The sequence below is a fragment of the Rhodoferax sp. genome, from assembly GCF_028689295.1.
GTDB lineage: Bacteria > Pseudomonadota > Gammaproteobacteria > Burkholderiales > Burkholderiaceae_C > Rhodoferax.
The window spans coordinates 130340-150737 of sequence record NZ_JAQTWL010000002.1; the positions used below are offsets into that span (position 1 = coordinate 130340).

Consider the following 20398-nt stretch of genomic DNA (forward strand, 5'->3'; position numbering starts at 1 on the left):
TAAAACAAGAGAGCAGTCCTTCAACATGCCAAAACGTACCGACCTCAAAAGCATCCTCATCATTGGCGCCGGCCCGATCATCATTGGTCAGGCCTGCGAATTTGATTACTCCGGGGTACAAGCCTGCAAAGCGCTGCGCGAGGAGGGCTACAAGGTCATCCTGATCAATAGCAACCCGGCCACCATCATGACCGACCCGGCCACGGCGGATGTGACCTACATCGAGCCCATCACCTGGAAGACGGTCGAGAAAATTATCGCCAAAGAGCGACCGGACGCGATTTTGCCGACCATGGGCGGCCAGACCGCGCTGAACTGCGCGCTGGATTTGTGGCACAACGGCGTGCTGGACAAGTACACCGGCGCGGCCACGGGCATGCCGGTGGAACTGATCGGTGCCAAGCCCGAGGCCATCGACAAGGCCGAGGACCGCCTCAAGTTCAAAGATGCCATGACCAAGATCGGTCTGGGCTCTGCGCGTTCCGGCATCGCCCACAGCATGGCTGAAGCTTGGGACGTGCAACGCACCGTGGGTTTCCCGACCGTGATCCGCCCCAGTTTCACACTGGGCGGCACCGGCGGCGGTATAGCCTACAACCCCGAAGAGTTCGAGGTGATCTGCAAACGTGGCCTGGAGGCTTCGCCCACCAACGAGTTGCTGATTGAAGAGTCGTTGCTGGGTTGGAAAGAGTATGAGATGGAAGTGGTGCGCGACACCGCAGACAACTGCATCATCGTCTGCTCGATCGAAAATCTGGACCCGATGGGCGTGCACACGGGTGACTCGATTACCGTGGCCCCGGCGCAAACGCTGACCGACAAGGAATACCAGATTTTGCGCAACGCCAGCTTGGCGGTGCTGCGCGAAATTGGTGTGGACACCGGCGGCTCCAACGTGCAGTTTTCCATCAACCCCATTGACGGGCGCATGGTGGTGATCGAGATGAACCCGCGGGTAAGCCGCTCCAGCGCGCTGGCCTCCAAGGCGACGGGTTTCCCGATTGCCAAGGTGGCGGCCAAGCTGGCGGTGGGTTACACGCTCGACGAACTCAAGAATGAGATCACCGGCGGCGCCACCCCGGCCAGCTTTGAGCCCAGCATTGACTATGTGGTCACCAAGATCCCGCGTTTTGCCTTCGAAAAATTCCCCGCTGCCGACAGCCGCCTCACCACCCAGATGAAGAGTGTGGGCGAGGTCATGGCGATGGGGCGCACTTTTCAAGAGTCGTTCCAAAAGGCCCTGCGCGGCCTGGAAGTGGGTGTCGATGGCATGAACGAAAAAACCCAGGACCGCGAGATTTTGGAGCGCGAACTTGGCGAGCCCGGCCCCGACCGCATCTGGTACGTGGGTGACGCCTTTGCCGCCGGCTGGAGCGTCGATGAGGTGTTCGACCTGACCAAAATTGACAAGTGGTTTTTGGTGCAGATCGAGCAGATCGTCAAGATCGAGCTGGAAATCGAACACCTGCCGCAGCCGGCTGTCGGCACCGCGCTTGACAGCATTGATGCCGCCACGCTGCGCGCCTTGAAACAGAAAGGCTTTTCCGACCGGCGCCTGGCCAAACAGTTCAAGACCACTGACACGGCGGTGCGCGCGCGCCGCCATGCCCTGGGCGTGCGCCCGGTGTACAAGCGGGTAGACACCTGCGCGGCTGAATTTGCCACCAACACGGCCTACCTGTATTCCACCTATGAAGCTGAAGGGTCAGAGTGTGAAGCGGCGCCCACCAACAAGAAAAAAATCATGGTACTCGGCGGTGGTCCCAATCGCATCGGCCAGGGCATTGAATTTGATTATTGTTGCGTGCATGCGGCGCTGGCGATGCGCGAGGATGGTTACGAGACCATCATGGTCAACTGCAACCCCGAGACCGTCTCGACGGACTACGACACGTCGGATCGCCTCTACTTCGAGCCGCTGACGCTTGAAGACGTGCTGGAGATTGTCGACAAGGAAAAGCCTTTTGGCGTGATCGTGCAATACGGTGGTCAAACCCCCTTGAAGCTGGCACTCGACCTGGAAGCCAATGGGGTACCGATCATCGGCACCAGCCCTGACATGATCGACGCCGCCGAAGACCGTGAACGTTTTCAGAAGCTGCTGCACCAGCTCAAATTGCGCCAGCCGCCCAACGCGACGGCCCGTACCGAGCCCGAGGCGCTGGAAAAAGCCGCCGAGCTTGGCTACCCGCTGGTGGTGCGCCCGAGCTATGTGCTGGGCGGCCGCGCCATGGAGATAGTGCATGAGCAGCGCGACCTGGAGCGCTACATGCGCGAGGCGGTCAAGGTAAGCCACGACTCGCCGGTGCTGCTGGACCGCTTTTTGAACGATGCCATCGAGTGCGACGTGGACTGCGTGCGCGATGCCGACGGCCAAACCTATATTGGCGGTGTCATGGAGCACATCGAGCAAGCGGGTGTGCACAGCGGCGACTCGGCCTGTTCGCTCCCGCCGTACAGCCTGTCTGCCGCGACCGTCACCGAAATCAAGCGCCAGACCGCCGCCATGGCGCACGCCTTGAACGTGGTGGGGCTGATGAATGTGCAATTTGCCATTCAGCACCCGGATGGGCAGGACATGATCTTTGTGCTCGAAGTCAACCCGCGCGCTTCGCGCACAGTGCCCTTTGTCTCCAAAGCCACCGGCGTGCAGCTGGCCAAGGTGGCGGCGCGCTGCATGGTGGGGCAAACGCTGGCCTCTCAAGGCATCACGCGCGAGGTCGATCCGCCTTATTTCAGCGTCAAGGAAGCGGTGTTTCCGTTTGTCAAGTTTCCGGGTGTCGATACCATTCTGGGCCCCGAGATGAAGTCAACCGGCGAGGTGATGGGCGTTGGCAAGACCTTTGGCGAGGCCTTCGTCAAATCCCAAATGGGCGCTGGCTGCAAGTTGCCGCGGCCTTTCACCGCCACCGGCGAACCTACCGGCAAGGTGTTTTTATCCGTTAAAAACAGCGACAAGCCGCGTGCCATCGAGATTGCCAAGGCGCTGGCAGCCATGAATTTTGCCGTGGTGGCCACCAAGGGCTCTGCCGCCGCCATCAATGCAGCGGGCGTGACCTGCGGTGTGGTCAACAAGGTCACCGAAGGGCGCCCCCACATTGTGGACATGCTGAAGAACAACGAGATTGTGCTGGTCATCAACACGGTTGAAGAGCGCCGCAATGCGATTGCCGACTCGCGCCAGATCCGCACCTCGGCCTTGCTCGCCCAAGTGACTACATTCACCACCATCGCCGGCGCCGAGGCGGCGGTGGAAGGCATGCGCTACATGGATGCGTTGGATGTGATTTCGGTGCAGGAAATGCACGCACTTTTGCCACGGCCTTAACAAGCCGGGTCAATCCGTGGCTTGTCGCGATATTCGCGGCATAATTCGAACCATACCGCCGGACGGCAACGTTCGGCGGTTTCATTTTGTGATGTTACTTTTTTCCGGAGCTTGATGTGGCGACCCTTCCTATTACCAAACGTGGTGCAGACAAACTCAAGGCGGAACTGCATCAACTCAAAGCGTTTGAGCGCCCAGCGGTCATTAACGCTATTGCCGAGGCGCGCGCGCAGGGCGATTTGAGCGAAAACGCCGAATACGAGTCTGCCAAGGACAAGCAGGGTTTTGTCGAGGGGCGCATCAAGGAGATCGAGGGCAAGTTGTCGGCGGCGCAGATCATCGATCCGACTGAACTCCATGCCGATGGCCAAGTGGTGTTCGGCGCCACGGTGGAGCTTGAAGACGATGCCTCCGGACAAAAGGTGACGTATCAGATCGTCGGTGAAGACGAGGCCGACCTTAAGCTTGGCCTGATCAACATCAACAGCCCGATTGCGCGCGCCCTGATTGGCAAAGGAGAAGGTGACGCGGTTGAAGTGCAGGCACCCGGCGGCTTACGCCATTACGAAGTGGTGTCGGTCGGTTACCGCTGAATGTTGACTCGCAGTCAAGCCTTGTCGCCCTGGCTGGCGGCCTTGTGGTGGGGTAGCCTGACCACCCTGGGCGCGCTGGTGGTACCGATGTTGTTTGCGAATTTGCCAACGCTGGCCATGGCGGGCGCCATGGCGGCAAAGTTGTTCGCAGCGCAATCCTGGCTCAGCATCGGCTGCGGTGTTCTGCTGTTGCTGATTCACCGGCCAGGCCAGGCGCCAGGCCAAAACGGTCGATCCCAGGCCGTGCTCGTTTTTATACTGCTCGGGGTGCTTCTGGCGTTGCTATCTGAATTTGCGGTAGCGCCCAGAATTGTCAGCCGGGAGAATTTGCGCCTTTGGCACAGCGTGGGCAGCGCGATGTTTGCGCTGCAGTGGCTGTGTGCCGGGGTGACGTTCTGGAAGTTGACGCGAAAGTCCTAGTCGGTTGAGGACAGAGCAACTTCACTCTGTCAGTTTTGGTTGCGTTTCTTGATGCTGACCTGCTTGGGCTTGGAGCGTTTGACTTGGCCGCCTGAGGTCAGGCGCTGGTTGCCGAGCACGCGCAGGGTTTTGACCTCGGGGCGCTGGCCGCCGCGGGTGCTGTACTTGAGCACCTTGACGTCGCGCGGACCGGGCATGCGCTCTTCGCCAGCGGTTTTTTCGCGCTCAGGTTTAGGCCGCCACAGCACCAGCAGTTTGCCGATATGCTGGATAGGCGCAGCGTTCAGTTCATCGGCCAGGGTATGAAACATGGCTTCGCGGGCGGCGCGGTCATCGGAAAAGACGCGCACCTTGATGAGGCCGTGGGCATTGAGCGCCGCGTCGGTTTCTTTTTTGACGGCAGCGGTTAGGCCGTCGCCACCCACCATGACCACGGGGTCGAGGTGGTGGGCTTCGGCCCGGTGAACTTTGCGTTGGGCGGGGGTCAGTTGAATTTGGGACATGGCCGTATTATCGGCGAGAGCAGGGTACTTTATTTTTATGAAATCAGCAGTCAAAAGCAGCAAGGTCAACCGGGCCTGGTTAAATGATCACGTCAACGACACCTATGTCAAGCTGGCCAAAAAGGACGGCTACCGGGCGCGTGCGGCCTACAAACTGCAGGAAATCGACGACACCCTCCACCTGATCAAGCCGGGGCAATTGGTGGTCGATCTGGGCTCGGCCCCGGGCGCCTGGAGTCAGTACGTGCGGCGCAAGTTGTCACCCAAAACGGCCACCGGTGGCGGTGCTGCTGCGGGTGCGCTCAATGGCCGCATCATCGCGCTCGACCTGTTGCCGATGGAGCCGATCGAGGGCGTGCAGTTCATTCAGGGTGATCTTCGCGAAGACGAGGTACTGGCCCAACTGGCCGAGCAGATGCAGGGTCAGTTGGCCGATGTGGTGGTGTCCGACATGGCGCCCAACCTGTCGGGCATCAGCTCGGCCGACGCGGCTCGCATCGCGCATTTGATCGAATTGGCGCTGGAGTTTGCGCAAACCCATCTCAAATCCGACGGCGCGCTGGTGGCCAAGGTGTTTCATGGCGGCAGTTACGACGCGCTGGTCCAGCGCTTTCGCGACACCTTTGTCACGGTCAAGCGCATCAAGCCCAAAGCCTCGCGCGACAAGTCATCGGAGACTTTTTTGATCGGCATGATCCTGAAGAAACCTTGAATTCCTTGCACTCGCTGTGGCTGCTGCTCTTGGGGCTTGTCGCGGCGCACCCTGAACAGCCTAGAATCAGCGCCATTGTGTTGGTGTTTGATCAAAAGCATATCTACTGGAGTTTGGCTTGAACAATCCATGGTTTTCAAAAATTGCGGTCTGGATGGTCATTGCGATGGTGTTGTTCACCGTCTTCAAGCAATTCGACACGCGTCCTGCGGCCGGTGCCGGCTACTTGGGATATTCCGATTTTCTGGAAGAAGTCAGGGGCAACCGAATCAAGAGCGCCATCATCCAGGAAGGCCAGAGCGGCACAGAGATCATTGCGGTCACCAGTGACGACCGAAAGGTGCGCACCACTGCCACTTATCTGGATCGCGGCTTGGTGGGCGACCTGATCGCCAATGACGTCAAGTTCGACGTGAAGCCGCGCGAAGAAGGCTCGCTGCTGATGACGCTGCTGGTCAGCTGGGGCCCGATGCTGCTGTTGATTGGCGTCTGGGTCTATTTCATGCGCCAAATGCAGGGTGGCGGCAAGGGCGGTGCTTTCAGCTTCGGCAAAAGCAAGGCGCGCCTGCTCGATGAAAACACCAACCTGGTCACCTTTGCCGATGTGGCCGGCTGCGATGAAGCCAAGGAGGAAGTCAAGGAAGTGGTGGACTTCCTGAAAGATCCGGCCAAATTCCAGAAGTTGGGTGGCCGCATTCCGCGCGGTTTGCTGCTGGTTGGCCCTCCGGGCACCGGCAAAACCCTGCTGGCCAAGAGTATTGCCGGCGAAGCCAAGGTGCCGTTTTTCAGCATTTCAGGTTCTGACTTTGTTGAAATGTTCGTCGGTGTCGGTGCCTCGCGGGTCCGCGACATGTTCGACAACGCCAAGAAAAATGCGCCGTGCATTATCTTCATCGATGAAATTGACGCGGTGGGCCGTCAACGCGGCGCCGGTCTGGGTGGCGGCAATGACGAGCGCGAGCAAACCCTCAACCAGATGCTGGTCGAGATGGACGGCTTCGAGACCAATGTCGGCGTGATCGTGGTGGCTGCCACCAATCGCCCCGACATTCTGGATGCTGCTTTGCTGCGCCCGGGGCGCTTCGACCGTCAAGTCTATGTGACGCTGCCCGACATTCGCGGCCGTGAGCAGATTCTGAACGTGCACATGCGCAAGGTGCCCTTGAGCCCCGACGTGAACGCGGGTGTGATCGCCCGCGGCACCCCTGGTATGAGTGGTGCCGATCTGGCCAACTTGTGCAATGAAGCGGCGCTGATGGCGGCGCGGCGCAACGCCCGCACCGTCGAGATGCAGGACTTCGAGAAAGCCAAGGACAAGATTTTGATGGGCCCGGAGCGTAAGAGCATGGTCATGCCCGAGAGCGAGCGCCGCAACACCGCCTATCACGAGTCGGGCCACGCGCTGATCGGCAAGCTGCTGCCCAAATGCGACCCGGTGCACAAGGTCACCATCATTCCGCGCGGCCGTGCCTTGGGCGTCACCATGAGCCTGCCGGCGCAAGACCGCTACAGCTACGACAAGGAGTACATGCTCAATCAGATCAGCATGCTGTTTGGCGGCCGTATTGCCGAAGAAGTGTTCATGAACCAGATGACCACCGGCGCCAGCAACGACTTCGAGCGCGCCACTCAGATCGCCCGCGACATGGTGATGCGCTACGGCATGACCGCGGCGCTGGGGCCGATGGTTTACGCTGAAAACGAGGGCGAAGTGTTCCTGGGCCGTTCGGTCACCAAGACCACCAACATGAGTGAAGAAACCATGCAGAAGGTCGATGCCGAAGTGCGCCGCATCATCGACGAGCAGTACGCGCTGGCGCGCCGCCTGATCGAGGAGCACAGCGACCACATGCACGCCATGGCCAAGGCCCTGCTGGAGTGGGAGACCATCGACAGCGACCAGCTCGACGACATCATGGCCGGCAAACCGCCGCGCCCGCCCAAGGACTGGTCGCCACGTGTGCCGCCGGCTTCGTCGGATGCCGGCAGCGGTGGCACCCCCGCCGTCAATCCTGATGCAGCGCCCCACGCTGCCTAGGCTGTGATAACGATCGAACGGGGCTGCGGCCCCGTTTTTTATTCTTTGCATAACGCAGCTCCCGGATGTATTGGCAAACCAGTCGCTATCAGATTGACCTGACGAACCCCAAAGTCATGGGCATTGTCAATGTCACGCCTGATTCATTTTCAGACGGCGGCCAGCACGGTTCCACCCTGGCTGCGCTCAGACACTGCGAGCAACTGGTCCGCGACGGCGCCGACATCCTCGATATTGGCGGTGAGTCAAGCCGGCCCGGTGCGCCACCGCTCAGCCTGGACGATGAACTGGCGCGCGTTCTGCCAGTGCTGCGTGAGGCGGTCCGCATGGGTGTGCCGATATCGGTGGACAGCTACAAGCCGAAAGTGATGCAGGCCGCGCTGGCGCTGGGCGCTGACATCATTAACGACATCTGGGCGATGCGCTGGCGCGACGTTGAGGCGGGTGCACAAGCCCAGCGCGGCGCCGACGTGGTGGCGGCGCACCCAGGCTGTGGTGTCTGCCTGATGCACATGCACCGCGAACCACGAACCATGCAACTGGCGCCCATGCAGGGCGATGTGGTGCCGCAGGTGTTCAGCTTCCTCGACGACGCAGCACGTGGCTTGCAGGCGCTCGGCGTTGACCGGTCCAGAATCATGCTGGACCCGGGCATCGGTTTTGGCAAGACGGTGGCGCAAAATTTCTCCTTGCTGGCGCGCCAGGCGGAACTGTTGCAGGCAGGTTACCCGCTGCTGGCAGGCTGGTCGCGCAAGTCCTCACTGGCGGGCATGGTCTCTTCGAGTGCGCCCGACGCCACCCTTGCGGCGTCAGGGCGTCTTGCGCCGAGCCTGACGGCGGCAGTGCTGGCCGCCGAGCGCGGCGCCTCGGTGCTGCGGGTGCATGATGTCAAGGAAACCGTGCAAGCGTTGCGTGTGTTGCAGGCGATAAGATAGCCGCTGTTTGATTCAAGATTCAGGTGAAGGAATAACAATGACAAGGCAGTATTTTGGCACCGACGGCATTCGCGGTACCGTCGGGCAAGCGCCCATTACGGCAGACTTTGCGCTCAAGCTGGCGCATGCGGTCGGGCGTGTGCTCAAGCGCACCGAGGCCAAACCCACGGTGCTGATTGGCAAGGACACCCGGATTTCCGGCTATATGCTGGAGAGCGCGCTGGAGAGTGGCTTCAACTCGGCCGGTGTCGATGTGGTGTTGCTCGGGCCCTTGCCGACGCCGGGCGTGGCCTACCTGACGCGGGCCCAGCGCGCTGCCTTGGGCGTGGTCATCAGCGCCAGCCATAACCCGTTTGAAGACAACGGCATCAAGTTTTTCAGCGCTCAGGGCACCAAATTGCCCGATGCCTGGGAGCGTGATGTCGAGGCGACACTGCGCCAGGCTCCGGTGTGGGCAGATTCAGCCAATTTGGGCCGATCACGGCGCCTCGAAGACGCGGCCGGGCGCTACATCGAGTTTTGCAAAAGCACCTTTGCCAACAACCTCACGCTCAAGGGCTTGCGCATCGTGGTGGATGCGGCCAACGGCGCTGCCTATCAGATTGCGCCCAAGGTGTTTCACGAACTGGGTGCCGAGGTGATCGCCATCGGTTGCGCGCCGGACGGCCTGAACATCAACAAGGGCGTTGGCGCCACCCACCCCGAGGCGCTGATCGCGGCCGTCAAGGCGCACCGTGCCCATCTGGGCGTGGCGTTGGACGGCGATGCTGACCGCTTGCAGATGGTCGATGCCGATGGCCGCCTGTTCAATGGCGATGAAGTGCTGTACCTGATGGTCGATGACCGCCTGCGCCGCGGTGAACCAGTGCCCGGTGTCGTCGGCACGCTGATGACCAACATGGCGGTGGAACTGGCCCTGCAAGCCCGTGGTGTGCCGTTGGTGCGCGCCAGGGTGGGCGACCGCTACGTGCTCGAAGAACTGGAAAAAAACAATTGGCTGCTCGGTGGCGAAGGTTCGGGCCATTTGCTGGCGCTGGACAAACACACCACCGGTGATGGGCTGATTTCTGCCCTGCAGGTGCTGCAACTGTGCGTGCGCAGCGGCAAACCGCTGGCAGAATTGCTCGGAGACCTCATGCTGTTTCCGCAGACCCTGATCAACATCCGCCTGAAACCCGGGCAGGACTGGCGAGCCAGCGCCAGGCTCGAATCCGAAACGCTTTCGGTGGAGGCCGAACTGGGGCAAGACGGCCGGCTGCTGATTCGCGCCAGCGGCACCGAACCACTGGTGCGGGTCATGGTCGAGGCGCGCGATGCGGACCAGGCCAGAGCATGCGCCCAGCGCATTGCCGACACCATCAGCGCTTGAGGGTCCCATGACAGCCGATGCCACTTTGACGCTTTGCCAGGCCGACTACGCCAAACCGCTGCACATGCAGGCGCTGCTCGACTTGCTGGACGGCTATGCCCGCGACCCCATGGGCGGCGCCGAGCCATTGTCTGACTTTGCCAAGGCCAACCTGCCGCAAGCGCTGGCGGCGCGGCCATTTATGTTCAGCGTGCTGGCCTTTGACCTAACCGGTTTACCGGTGGGGCTAGTCAACTGTGTCGAAGGGTTTTCCACTTTTGCCTGTCAACCCCTGGTCAACGTGCACGATGTGGTGGTTCTGGCATCACACCGCGGCCAGCGCGTGGCCGAGCAGATGCTGGCGTTGGTGACGCAACTTGCGCGCGTGCGGGGCGCCTGCAAGCTCACGCTCGAAGTGCTCGAAGGCAATATGCCGGCGCAAAAGCTGTACCGACGGCTGGGTTTCGAGAATTACCAGTTGGACCCCGCCATGGGACAGGCTCAGTTCATGCAAAAGTGGCTTTAGTGCCTCGATCACACGACCTGCTGCACCATGAACTGGCTCAAAAAACTCCCCGGTTATCAGCGCACGCCTTACGGTTTCGAGTTGCGCTTGCTGCGCATGATGCCGCGTGTGCTGCTGCTGGGCACGCTCTTGCCATTGCTGCTGTCGGGACTGGCACGGCTGTTTTATACCGAAGGCAGCACCGCCGAGGTGGCACGCCATATCGAGGTTTTTGACTTTGCCATGATCGGCCTGGCCGTGCTGCTCTTGACGGCGGTGCTGACGATCTCGATCGGCTGTGTGATTGTTTGGCTCATGAAAGGCCCGGCCTACGTGGCCGATGGCTATGATGTCTCGCACAGCGACAAGCCCAAACGCGACTGACCCGGTCCACACGCTGATGCACACTTTTCTCTGGCACGACTACGAAACCTTCGGTAGCAACACTCGGCAAACACGGGCGGCGCAGTTTGCCGCCATCCGCACCGACGCCGAGCTCAACCCCATCCGCGCACCGATCATGCTGTATTGCCAGCCGGCCAATGACTTCTTGCCCGATCCTGAGGCTTGCCTGATCACCGGCATCACCCCGCAGGAGTGCCTGGAAAAAGGCCTGCCAGAATACCAGTTTGCCGCGCAGATCGAGCAGGCGTTCAGCGAGCCCGGCACCGTGGGCGTGGGCTACAACACCATCCGCTTTGACGACGAGATCACGCGCTTCATGTTCTGGCGCAACCTGATCGACCCCTATGCGCGCGAATGGCAGAACGACTGCGGCCGCTGGGACCTGCTCGACGTGGTACGCACCGCCTACGCACTGCGCCCGGATGGCCTCCAGTGGCCTGTCAAGCCAGACGGCAAGCCCAGCTTCAAATTGACCGACCTGAGTGCAGCTAATGACCTGCTGCATACCGCCGCCCACGACGCTTTGAGCGACGTGCAGGCCACCATTGCGTTGGCGCGGCTCATCAAGACGGCGCAACCCAAGCTGTTCGACTTCTGTTTTGGCCTGCACAAAAAAGACCGCGTCATGGCCGAGCTGGGCTTGCCCACATCCCCGGCCCATGCCAAGCCTTTTTGGCACATCTCGGGCATGTTTGCCCCCGAGCGCGGTTGTCTCGCCCTGATGTGGCCGCTGACCATGCACCCGGGCAACAAAAATGAATTGCTGGCCTGGGACCTGGCCTTCGACCCCGCCGAGCTGGCCAGTCTGAATGCCGAGCAGATCCGTTTGCGTCTGTTCAGCAAGAGCGCTGATCTGCCCGAGGGCATGCGCCGCCTGCCCGTCAAATCGGTGCACATCAACAAGTCGCCCATGGTGATGAGCAACCTGAAGGTGCTGAGTCCGGCCATGGCCGATCGCTGGGGTGTCGACATGGCGGCGCAACTGCAACATGCCGCCGCAGCGCGTGATCTGCCCGACATGAGCGCCATCTGGGCGAAGGTGTTTGCCCGCCCTCAAGCGGTGCCGGTCGATGTTGATCAAGACTTGTACGGCGGCTTCGTCGGCAATTCGGATCGCCGCCGCCTCACCGACTTGCGCCGATGCAGCCCGGACGAGCTTGCCACGGCCCGTCCCGCGTTTGAAGACGCGCGTTTGTCAGAATTGCTGTGGCGCTACCGGGCGCGGAATTTCCCGCAAAGCCTCAGCGCCGAAGAAGCCCAAGCCTGGGAAGCCCACCGCGCGGCGCGCCTGTTCGACGGTGAGGGCGGCGCCCTGACGTTGGACGCCTTGTTTGAAGCACTCGACAAGCTGGCCGAAAACGCCAACGAGCGCGACGAAGCCATCCTCGGCGCGCTTTACGACTACGCCTCCGAGATCGCACCGCAGCGCTGATCCCTTAGCCGCGCCGCAAATCCAGCGTGAACGGAAACTCGCGACTGGCTGGTACGTTAATGGTAGCGGGCGGCACCTGCATCAGGCCCGGCGTGTGGCCCATGGCAAGAAAGCGCGACAGACGGCGGCTTTCCGCCTCGTTGGCGTTGACCGGCAGCGTCTCATAGCTCAGGCCACCCGGGTGCGACACATGGTACTGGCAGCCGCCCAGTGAGCGCTTCATCCAGGTATCGACGATGTCAAAGGTCAGCGGCGCATGCACGCCGATGCTGGGGTGCAGGCTGCTCGGCGGGTTCCAGGCCTTGTAGCGCACACCGGCGACAAACTCGCCGACCACGCCGGTGGGTTGCAGTGACAGCGCGCGGCCGTTACAGGTAATCACGTAGCGGCTCTCGTTGAGGCCGGTGACGCGCACCTCGATGCGTTCCAGCGAAGAATCGACATAGCGCGCGGTGCCACCCGGCGCGCCTTCTTCGCCCATCACATGCCAGGGCTCCAGCGCGTTGCGTAGCGTGAGCTCGATGCCAGCCGAGCAGACCGAGCCAATCAGCGGGAAGCGGAACTCCACGTGCGGGGCAAACCAGCTGTCGTCAAAGGCGTAGCCGGCGCGACGCATTTCAGCCATGACATCGTCAAAATCAAGCTTGATGAATGCGGGCAGCATGAAACGGTCGTGCAGTTCGGTGCCCCATCGCGTGGCGGGCGCGCGGTACGGTTCTTTCCAGAAGCGGGCGATCAGCGCGCGCAGCAGCAACTGCTGCACACTGCTCATGTGGGGGTGCGGGGGCATCTCGAAGGCGCGTAATTCCAGCAAGCCCAGCCGGCCCGTGGCCGAGTCGGGAGAGTACATCTTGTCGATCGAGATTTCGCTGCGGTGCGTGTTGCCGGTGGCGTCGATCAGGATGTTGCGCAGCGTGCGGTCCACCAGCCAGGGTGGCATGGACTGTCCGTAAATCTCTCGGTTCTGGTAGATCTGCTCGATGGCGATTTCAAGCTCGTAGAGCTGGTCGTTGCGCGCCTCATCGACACGCGGCGCTTGGCTGGTGGGGCCGACAAACATGCCGCTGAACAAGTAGCTCAGGGACGGGTGGTTGTGCCAGTAGAGCAGCAGGCTGGCCAGCATTTCGGGCTTGCGCAGGAACGGGCTGTCTGCGGGCGTGGCGCCGCCCATGACAAAGTGGTTGCCACCGCCGGTGCCGGTGTGGCGGCCGTCGGTCATGAACTTTTCAGCCGAGAGTCGCGATTCGAAGGCGGCGTTGTACAGGAATTCGGTGTTGTCGACGAGTTCTTTCCAGTGGCTTGCCGGGTGGATGTTGACCTCGATGACACCGGGGTCGGGCGTGACACTCAGCAGTTTCAGGCGCGGGTCGCGTGGCGGCGGGTAGCCTTCCACCACCAGTTGCATGCCGAGTTCTTCGGCGCTGGCTTCGACGGCGGCCAGAAGATCAAGGTAATGCTCCAGCTTTTCCAGCGGCGGCATGAACACATACAGTACCCCCGACTTTTCACCGACGGCCTCGGCCTTGGGGCCGCTGGCGCGACGCGGGTCGCGCACCTCCACGCACAGCGCGGTGCGGGTGATCCAGTGGGCGGATTCCTGCGCGCCTGGCACACGGGTGAAGTCGGCGGGCTCGGCCTGCGCTGCGCTTTGGGCGCTGGCGGCATAGCCAGCACCAGCATGATTGACGTCATCACAAGGCTGTAGACCGTGGCGAACCATGTCCCCGGCTGACATGGATTGCCGCGCCTCGCTCGCAATCACAGCCCTGCGGACTGTAGCGCTCTGAAATTTTCGAGGTGCTTCTGATTGCGGACCAGCACCGGCCAGGTAATTGGTGCCAGCGGCAGCAGCGGCACGTGCCGCAGTACCCAGGGCCAGACCCGCCGTGCCCGGGGCATATTTGGCCGCAACCGTGCCATATCTGGGCAGGGCGCCATCCAAGACTGAAGGGTCCTGCTCGATCAGGTAGGGGAAATCGGCTTCGCTGACCCAGGGCAGCGAATCGAGCGGCAGGCGCAGGCCCATGGGCGAGTCGCCCGGCATCAGGTACATGCGCTCGTCGCGCAAAAACCAGGGTCCCGTGGACCAGGCCGCACCAAAAGAGTCGTCGTAGCCAGCCACCTTGATGGGCAAGACATAACCGACCGGGGTAACGAGTTTTTGCTCAAAAACCCGGCGCAATCTGGCGCGCTCCATTTCGTCGTCCAGCTTTGAATTGAACGGATCGACGTTGACCGGCAGGCGGCGTTCACGCCACAGGTAGTACCAACTGTCTTCGAACGCGGTCTGAATAAATTTCCCAGTGACGCCGAGTTTGGCCGCTAACAGGATGGTGAAGCGCCGGGCATCTTCGCTGGTGTAGTGGGTGGGCTTGCGCTCGTCGGTGAAGAGGGCTGGGTTGGCCCAAACCGGTTCATGGTCGGCACGCCAATAGATGTTGAGCGCCCAGCGCGGCAACTGCTCGCCGGGGTACCACTTGCCCTGGCCAAAGTGCAAAAAGCCGCCTTGCCCGTATTCGTGGCGCAATCTATGCACCAATTCGGTGGCAAAACCACGCTTGGTCGGGCCCAGGGCGTCGGTGTTCCATTCTGGTGCATCGCGGTCGTCAATGCCGACAAAAGTGGGCTCGCCGCCCATCGTCAGGCGCACATCACCAGACACCAGTTCGGCGTCCACAGCGTCGCCCAGCGCCATGATGGCTGTCCACTGGTCTTCGCTATACGGCTTGGTCACGCGCGGTGACTCGTATATGCGGGTCACCTGCATGTGGTGGGCAAATTCGACCTCGCACTTGTCGGAGTGGCCCTCAATGGGCGCTGCACCCGAAGGCTGGGGCGTGCAGGCCAGCGGAATGTGGCCTTCGCCAGCCAGCAGGCCAGAGGTGGCATCCAGCCCGACCCATCCGGCACCCGGCAAATAGACCTCGCACCAGGCGTGCAAATCAGTAAAGTCAACATCGGTGCCGCTGGGGCCGTCAAGTGCTTTCACATCAGGCTTCAACTGGATCAGATAGCCCGACACAAAACGCGCCGCCAGACCACTGTGGCGCAGCAGGTTGACCATCAGCCATGCCGAGTCTCGGCATGAGCCCGAACCCAGGGTAAGCGTTTCTTCAGGCGCTTGCACGCCAGGCTCCATGCGGATGGTGTAGGCCACCGCGTGGTGAACCAATTGGTTCAGGTCCACCAGAAACAACACACTGCGGCGCTTGGTCCGGTCGATCTTGTCCAGGAAAGCCTGCACCAGCGGGGTGACCGGCTCGGGTGTCAGGTAGGGCGCCAGCTCTTGCTTGAGGTTGTCCTCGTAGCTGAAGGGAAATTCTTCGGCCTCCGGCTCCAGAAAAAAATCAAAGGGGTTGAAGACCGACATATCCACCACCAGGTCCACCGTGACCTTGAACTCTTTGGTCTTTTCCGGGAAAACCAGGCGCGCCTGGTAGTTGGCGAACGGGTCCTGCTGCCAGTTGATGAAATGGTCTTCGGGCTCGACCTTGAGCGAATACGAGATGATCTTGCTGCGGCAGTGCGGGGCAGGGCGCAGGCGCACCACTTGCGGACCGAGCGCAACCAGGCGGTCGTAGCTGTAATGGGTGATATGGTTCAGAGCAGCGTGAATGGACATGGTATCTTTGAATTTAAGGGAGGGTGAGCCTTGGGAACGAGGACTAACAAGCAATGTTGGTGCCAGAGCACTGCCGTCAATTCGGCGGTCTTACATGGCTTGCATCAGCATGGCGTGGTAGTCCTGCGGGGTGGCGATGCGCGGGTTGGTTTTGTGGCAATGGTCGGCCATGGCACCGGCGATGACGGCGGCGAACATGTCAATTGTCACGCCCATGGCGGCCAGTCCGGTGGGCAAGCCCAAACGGGCATTCATGGCCTTGACCGACTCACCAATGTCGCTGCCTGAAGCCAGCCCCATGGCGTGGGCCATGCGCTGCAGGCGGTGTTCATTTTGAATCGATTCAGCCGTTGTATTGAAGGCGATCACCGCTGGCAAAAACATGGCATTCAAGGTGCCATGGTGCAAGCCTGGATCAACACCGCCCAAGCTATGACTCAGGGAGTGGACGCAGCCCAAGCCTTTCTGAAAGGCCAGGGCTCCCTGCATCGAGGCGCTCATCATGTTCAGGCGTGCAACACGGTCGCTGCCGTCGCGGGTGGCGCGCTCAATGTGCGTCCAGCCGCGCGCCAGACCGTCAAGTGCAATACCGTCAGCGGGTGGGTTGAAGGCCGGCGCCATGAAGGTTTCCATGCAATGGGCAATGGCATCCATGCCGGTGGCGGCGGTCAACAGCGGCGGCAAGCCCAGCGTGAGTTCGGGGTCGCAAATGGCGGTTTTTGGCACCAAGTGCCAGGAATGAAAACCCAGCTTGCGGTGGTCATCGACGATCAGGATGGCGCCGCGTGCCACCTCACTGCCAGCGCCGGCCGTGGTGGGCACGGCGATCAGCGGTGCGACCCGCTCAGTGATGCGCGGCGAGCCGCCTTCGATGGTGGCATAACGGCTTAACGGCCCGGTGTGGGTGGCGGCAATGGCCACACCTTTGGCGCAATCGATGGATGAGCCGCCACCGACTGCGATCAGACCGTCGCAATGTTGGCCGGTGTACACCGCTGTGGCAACACGCACGGCGGCTTCGGTGGGGTTGGAGGGGGTCTGGTCAAACACCGCCACCGTCATGCCCGGCAGCGCGTCCAGCGCCCTTTGCAGGATGCCCGCAGCCTTGACGCCCGGGTCGGTGACGATCAGCGGCCGCGTGATGCCGGAGCGTGCGCACTCCTGTTGCAGCAATTGAATGGCACCAAACTCAAACTGGATCTGGGTCACGTAGTAGATCAAAGCCATCACTGTCTCCGGGTTGTTAGCATCAGACCCTGCACTGTAACAAGATCAATCCGCTCAATGACTCACCGCAACCCGCGCGCCTTGCTCACGCCTGCCATGCACGGCGTGCTGGAGCGCATGGCGCGCGCCGGACAGGTGCCGCTGCACGCCTTGACGCCACAACAGGCGCGTGCCTCGTATGAGGTCAACGCCGGCGTGCTTGACCAGGCTCCGGTGAAACTGCACCGGATTGAGAACTTCACCCTGCCCACGCGCGACGGCTTCGAATTGCCGGTGCGTTTGTATGCTCCAAGTGATGAGTCACTGCCGGTGCTGGTGTATTTGCACGGCGGTGGCTTCACCATTGGCAGCATCGCCACGCACGATGTGCTGTGCCGCCATTTGAGCCACCTGGCGCACTCCGCCGTGATGTCGGTGGGCTACCGGCTGGCCCCCGAGCACCGTTTTCCGACCGCCTTCGAGGACGCCTGGGATGCCGTGAAATGGGTGGCGGCCCATGGCGCCGAGAAGGGACTGGACCCGAACCGCATCGCAGTGGGTGGCGACAGCGCCGGTGGTACGCTGGCCGCGGCCTGTGCTTTGCAGGCGCGCGATTCCGGCGTGACCCTGAAGCTGCAACTGCTGTTCTACCCCGGCTGTTGCGCCCACCACGACACGCCATCGCACAAAACATTTGGCCACGGCTTTGTGCTGGAAGCAGAGCACATCGATTATTTTTTTGACCTCTACATTCCCAATGTCAAAGACCGGGAAGACTGGCGCTTTGCCCCGTTGATGGCCGATGACGTCGAGGGTGTGGTGCCAGCCTGGTTTGGCCTGGCCGAGTGCGACCCGCTGGTCGATGAAGGCCTGCAATACGCCGACAAGTTGCGCACTGCCGGGGTGGCCGTTGACCTCGACATTTACCGCGGCGTGACGCATGAGTTCATCAAGATGGGCCGCGCCATCCCCGAGGCGCGCCGGGCGCAACTGGATGCAGCGCGCGCCTTGAAACACGCTTTTTCCGAATGATCAATATGCCTCACACCCAGCTTGAGTCCAGCCGTTTTCACCACCGCCTGCGCGTGCGCTGGGCCGAAGTGGACATGCAGAAAATTGTTTTCAACGCGCATTACCTGATGTACCTGGATACCGCCATGGCCGACTACTGGCGCGCGCTGGCGCTGCCCTATGAGGCCACGCTGGCGGCGCTGCAAGGTGACCTGTACGTCAAGAAAGCAATGCTGGAATACCACGCTTCAGCCCGGCTGGACGACCAGCTCGACGTGGCACTGCGCTGCCAGCACATCGGCAAATCTTCCATCGTGTTTGCCGGCGACATCCGCTGCAGCGGCCGCTCGTTGGTCACAGGCGAACTGGTCTATGTGTTTGCCGACCCTGCCGCGCAAAAATCAAGGCCGGTGCCTGCCGCGCTGCGCGACGTGCTGCTTGGTTTTGAAGCCGGTGAGCCGATGATGAACATTGAGGTGGGCAATTGGTCCAGCCTGGCTGAAGGCGCCCGCGCTGTGCGCCTGGATGTTTTTGTGCAGGAACAGCAAATTCCAATGGCGCTGGAACAGGACGCGGCCGACGCAGGCGCGCTTCATGTGCTGATTCGCAACCGTCTTGGCTTACCAGTGGCCACCGGGCGGCTCTTGCAAGCCGCGCCAGGGGTGGGGCAGATCGGCCGTCTGGCAGTGAACCGCGTGCTGCGCGGCGGCGGCTTGGGTCAGATGGCGCTCAAGGCCTTGATGGCCACCGCTGCCCAGCGCGGCGACCGCGAGGTGATGTTGCACGCCCAGGACAGCGCCAAAGACTTTTACCTGGCGCAGGGCTTTGTCCCGCGTGGCGTGCCATTTCAGGAGGCGGGCATTGAACACATCGAGATGGTGCGGACAGTGTGAATGTGAGTCGCATCGATTGGCCCTACAAACACGAGGGCTTGCGACTGAGATAAGGGTAAACCCTTATACTGACGCCACTTTTACTCCACAGGGACTCACCATGTCCAAACTGATAGGGCTCATCAAAGCTTTCATTCCCGGCTTGAAAAGCCAACACGACATTGAAGACGCATTTCTGGCCGAATCATCCGATGTGTGCGACCTCGAGCGGCGTATGCGTCTGATTGACAGCGACACGCGTGATAGCGCGCGCGGCCTGCTTTTTGGCACCACGATGCCGTGAAAGGTCCACACATGAAAAATTCACTCACGTTGAAAAACACCACCACCGATTTGGGCCGCACGCTGTCGATGGTTCAGGGTTTGCCTTTTGACATGGCCCGTGAACAGTACGCCAAAGCGGTCCAGATGGGCTTGATCCAGCGCTCCATGCTGGCCTGGGCCAAATTTGAGCGTCAAATTGATATGCTGGAAAAAATAACCCTGGGTCCCTGGGCACGCCGGGTTTAAATATCGGCCAGCAAAGGGTAGGGCGCTGCCGACAACGCCAGCAATGGGCCATCAGCTTGCAGCGCGCGCACGCCACCGGTCTCGAATGCACTGATCTGCATCGACACGATGGCATCGAAACCACCGCCGGGCGCAGCCGCAGCCTGCACCACCAGGCCGCAGGGTTGACTGGCATCATCGGGGGCAAACAATTCGTCCCCTGCTTTCAGTGAGGCTTCTGAATGGGCAAGGTAGGCGCGGCGCTTGAGGGTGCCGCGAAACTGGCTGCGCGCCACCACCTCCTGTCCGGGATAACAGCCTTTTTTGAAGTTGACACCACCCACCGACTCGTAATTGAGCATTTGCGGCACCAGCGCCTCAAAAATAGGCTGGGTCACGGTGGCAATGCCACTGCGCACCTCGCCCCAGGCCCATTGCTCGGTTGTCATGACTGCCCCCGCAGGCGCTGGTGTGCCGGCAGGTGCCACCCACAGCGCCCGGACAACGCCATCGGCAGGATACAGGTTGACCAAGGAAATACCAGCTACATCGGTCTTGGCCCATACCGTGCTTTTGTAATCCGCTATGTCCTTGGTCGCCTCAAAGACGGCTGATCCAGCCAGCCCATACACAACAAAGTCAGCGCTGGCATCAAGCAGTTTCACCTTGGCACGCAGCACAAACATGCTCAGGCGCTTCAAGGTGACGGCTAGCAGGTCGGGATTGCACAGCAGCAAAATATCGGCATGGCTGCGCTTGAAGCCGATGAAACTTGCCTGCAACCGGCCCTTGGCATTGCAGAAACCGGCCAAACGCGCCTCGGACAAGCCCAAAAGCGAAAAGTCGCTGGTCAATTGGCCGTGCAGGAATTTGGCGGCATCTTCGCCTTGAGCGCGGATCAGCCCTGAATGTGTCAGCGGGGCTACGCCTTCGAGTGGTGTGTGCATATTGTGAATTA

At 61.3% G+C, this 20398-nt stretch carries 18 protein-coding genes; 14 read left to right on the plus strand and 4 right to left on the minus strand.

Annotated elements, in window-relative coordinates; genetic code table 11:
- The first annotated feature begins 25 nt into the window (after positions 1-25).
- The 3 genes from carB (at position 26) to PHF15_RS02945 (ending at position 4341) form a co-directional block, all read left to right on the plus strand.
- Complete coding sequence (gene carB / locus PHF15_RS02935) at positions 26-3328, plus strand: carbamoyl-phosphate synthase large subunit (RefSeq protein ID WP_300118830.1); 3303 nt, start codon at positions 26-28, stop codon at positions 3326-3328.
- A 116-nt stretch (positions 3329-3444) separates the two neighbouring features.
- Positions 3445-3921, plus strand: coding sequence for a transcription elongation factor GreA (gene greA, locus PHF15_RS02940; RefSeq protein ID WP_300118832.1), 477 nt, complete (start codon positions 3445-3447; stop codon positions 3919-3921).
- On the plus strand, positions 3922-4341 hold the full coding sequence (locus PHF15_RS02945; RefSeq protein WP_300118834.1) for a DUF4149 domain-containing protein: 420 nt from the start codon (positions 3922-3924) through the stop codon (positions 4339-4341).
- 29 nt (positions 4342-4370) lie between these two features.
- Here the strand turns inward: PHF15_RS02945 and PHF15_RS02950 are convergent, their stop codons facing one another.
- A complete protein-coding gene (locus PHF15_RS02950) occupies positions 4371-4844 on the minus strand; it encodes a YhbY family RNA-binding protein (protein WP_300118836.1) in 474 nt (157 codons plus the stop codon).
- 37 nt (positions 4845-4881) lie between these two features.
- On the opposite strand from PHF15_RS02950, the gene PHF15_RS02955 reads away from it, so the two are divergent.
- From PHF15_RS02955 to sbcB, 7 genes are all read left to right on the plus strand, one after another.
- Positions 4882-5556: an RlmE family RNA methyltransferase gene (locus PHF15_RS02955; protein ID WP_300118838.1), complete on the plus strand. Its 675-nt coding sequence runs from the start codon at positions 4882-4884 to the stop codon at positions 5554-5556.
- A gap of 118 nt (positions 5557-5674) precedes the next feature.
- A complete protein-coding gene (gene ftsH / locus PHF15_RS02960) occupies positions 5675-7594 on the plus strand; it encodes an ATP-dependent zinc metalloprotease FtsH (protein WP_300118839.1) in 1920 nt (639 codons plus the stop codon).
- A gap of 65 nt (positions 7595-7659) precedes the next feature.
- The gene (folP, locus tag PHF15_RS02965; RefSeq protein ID WP_300118840.1) at positions 7660-8529 is read left to right on the plus strand and encodes a dihydropteroate synthase; all 870 of its coding nucleotides are present in this window, start codon (positions 7660-7662) and stop codon (positions 8527-8529) included.
- Positions 8530-8566: 37 nt separating this feature from the next.
- On the plus strand, positions 8567-9898 hold the full coding sequence (gene glmM / locus PHF15_RS02970; RefSeq protein ID WP_300118841.1) for a phosphoglucosamine mutase: 1332 nt from the start codon (positions 8567-8569) through the stop codon (positions 9896-9898).
- A 7-nt stretch (positions 9899-9905) separates the two neighbouring features.
- Positions 9906-10403, plus strand: a complete 498-nt coding sequence (locus PHF15_RS02975; RefSeq protein ID WP_300118842.1) for a GNAT family N-acetyltransferase — start codon at positions 9906-9908, stop codon at positions 10401-10403.
- 27 nt (positions 10404-10430) lie between these two features.
- A complete protein-coding gene (locus tag PHF15_RS02980; RefSeq protein WP_300118843.1) occupies positions 10431-10766 on the plus strand; it encodes a hypothetical protein in 336 nt (111 codons plus the stop codon).
- 16 nt (positions 10767-10782) lie between these two features.
- On the plus strand, positions 10783-12219 hold the full coding sequence (gene sbcB / locus PHF15_RS02985) for an exodeoxyribonuclease I (protein ID WP_300118844.1): 1437 nt from the start codon (positions 10783-10785) through the stop codon (positions 12217-12219).
- 4 nt (positions 12220-12223) lie between these two features.
- Here the strand turns inward: sbcB and PHF15_RS02990 are convergent, their stop codons facing one another.
- Both PHF15_RS02990 and PHF15_RS02995 read right to left on the minus strand, forming a co-directional pair.
- A complete protein-coding gene (locus tag PHF15_RS02990) occupies positions 12224-15841 on the minus strand; it encodes a transglutaminase family protein (protein ID WP_300118846.1) in 3618 nt (1205 codons plus the stop codon).
- Positions 15842-15931: 90 nt separating this feature from the next.
- Entirely contained in the window at positions 15932-17068 is a 1137-nt protein-coding gene (locus PHF15_RS02995) for an iron-containing alcohol dehydrogenase (RefSeq protein ID WP_300118848.1), read from the minus strand.
- Between the two features lie 57 nt (positions 17069-17125).
- On the opposite strand from PHF15_RS02995, the gene PHF15_RS03000 reads away from it, so the two are divergent.
- From PHF15_RS03000 to PHF15_RS03015, 4 genes are all read left to right on the plus strand, one after another.
- On the plus strand, positions 17126-18079 hold the full coding sequence (locus PHF15_RS03000) for an alpha/beta hydrolase (RefSeq protein WP_300118850.1): 954 nt from the start codon (positions 17126-17128) through the stop codon (positions 18077-18079).
- Positions 18080-18084: 5 nt separating this feature from the next.
- Complete coding sequence (locus tag PHF15_RS03005; RefSeq protein ID WP_300118852.1) at positions 18085-18951, plus strand: YbgC/FadM family acyl-CoA thioesterase; 867 nt, start codon at positions 18085-18087, stop codon at positions 18949-18951.
- A gap of 100 nt (positions 18952-19051) precedes the next feature.
- A complete protein-coding gene (locus PHF15_RS03010) occupies positions 19052-19234 on the plus strand; it encodes a DUF3563 family protein (RefSeq protein ID WP_300118854.1) in 183 nt (60 codons plus the stop codon).
- Positions 19235-19245: 11 nt separating this feature from the next.
- Positions 19246-19461 carry a hypothetical protein gene (locus PHF15_RS03015; RefSeq protein WP_300118856.1) on the plus strand — a complete coding sequence of 72 codons (216 nt, stop codon included), beginning with the start codon at positions 19246-19248 and terminating at the stop codon, positions 19459-19461.
- Here PHF15_RS03015 and PHF15_RS03020 read toward each other — a convergent pair.
- Positions 19458-20387 carry a folate-binding protein gene (locus tag PHF15_RS03020; RefSeq protein WP_300118858.1) on the minus strand — a complete coding sequence of 310 codons (930 nt, stop codon included), beginning with the start codon at positions 20385-20387 and terminating at the stop codon, positions 19458-19460. The two genes, PHF15_RS03015 and PHF15_RS03020, sit on opposite strands and share 4 nt — an antisense overlap.
- Positions 20388-20398: the final 11 nt, after the last annotated feature.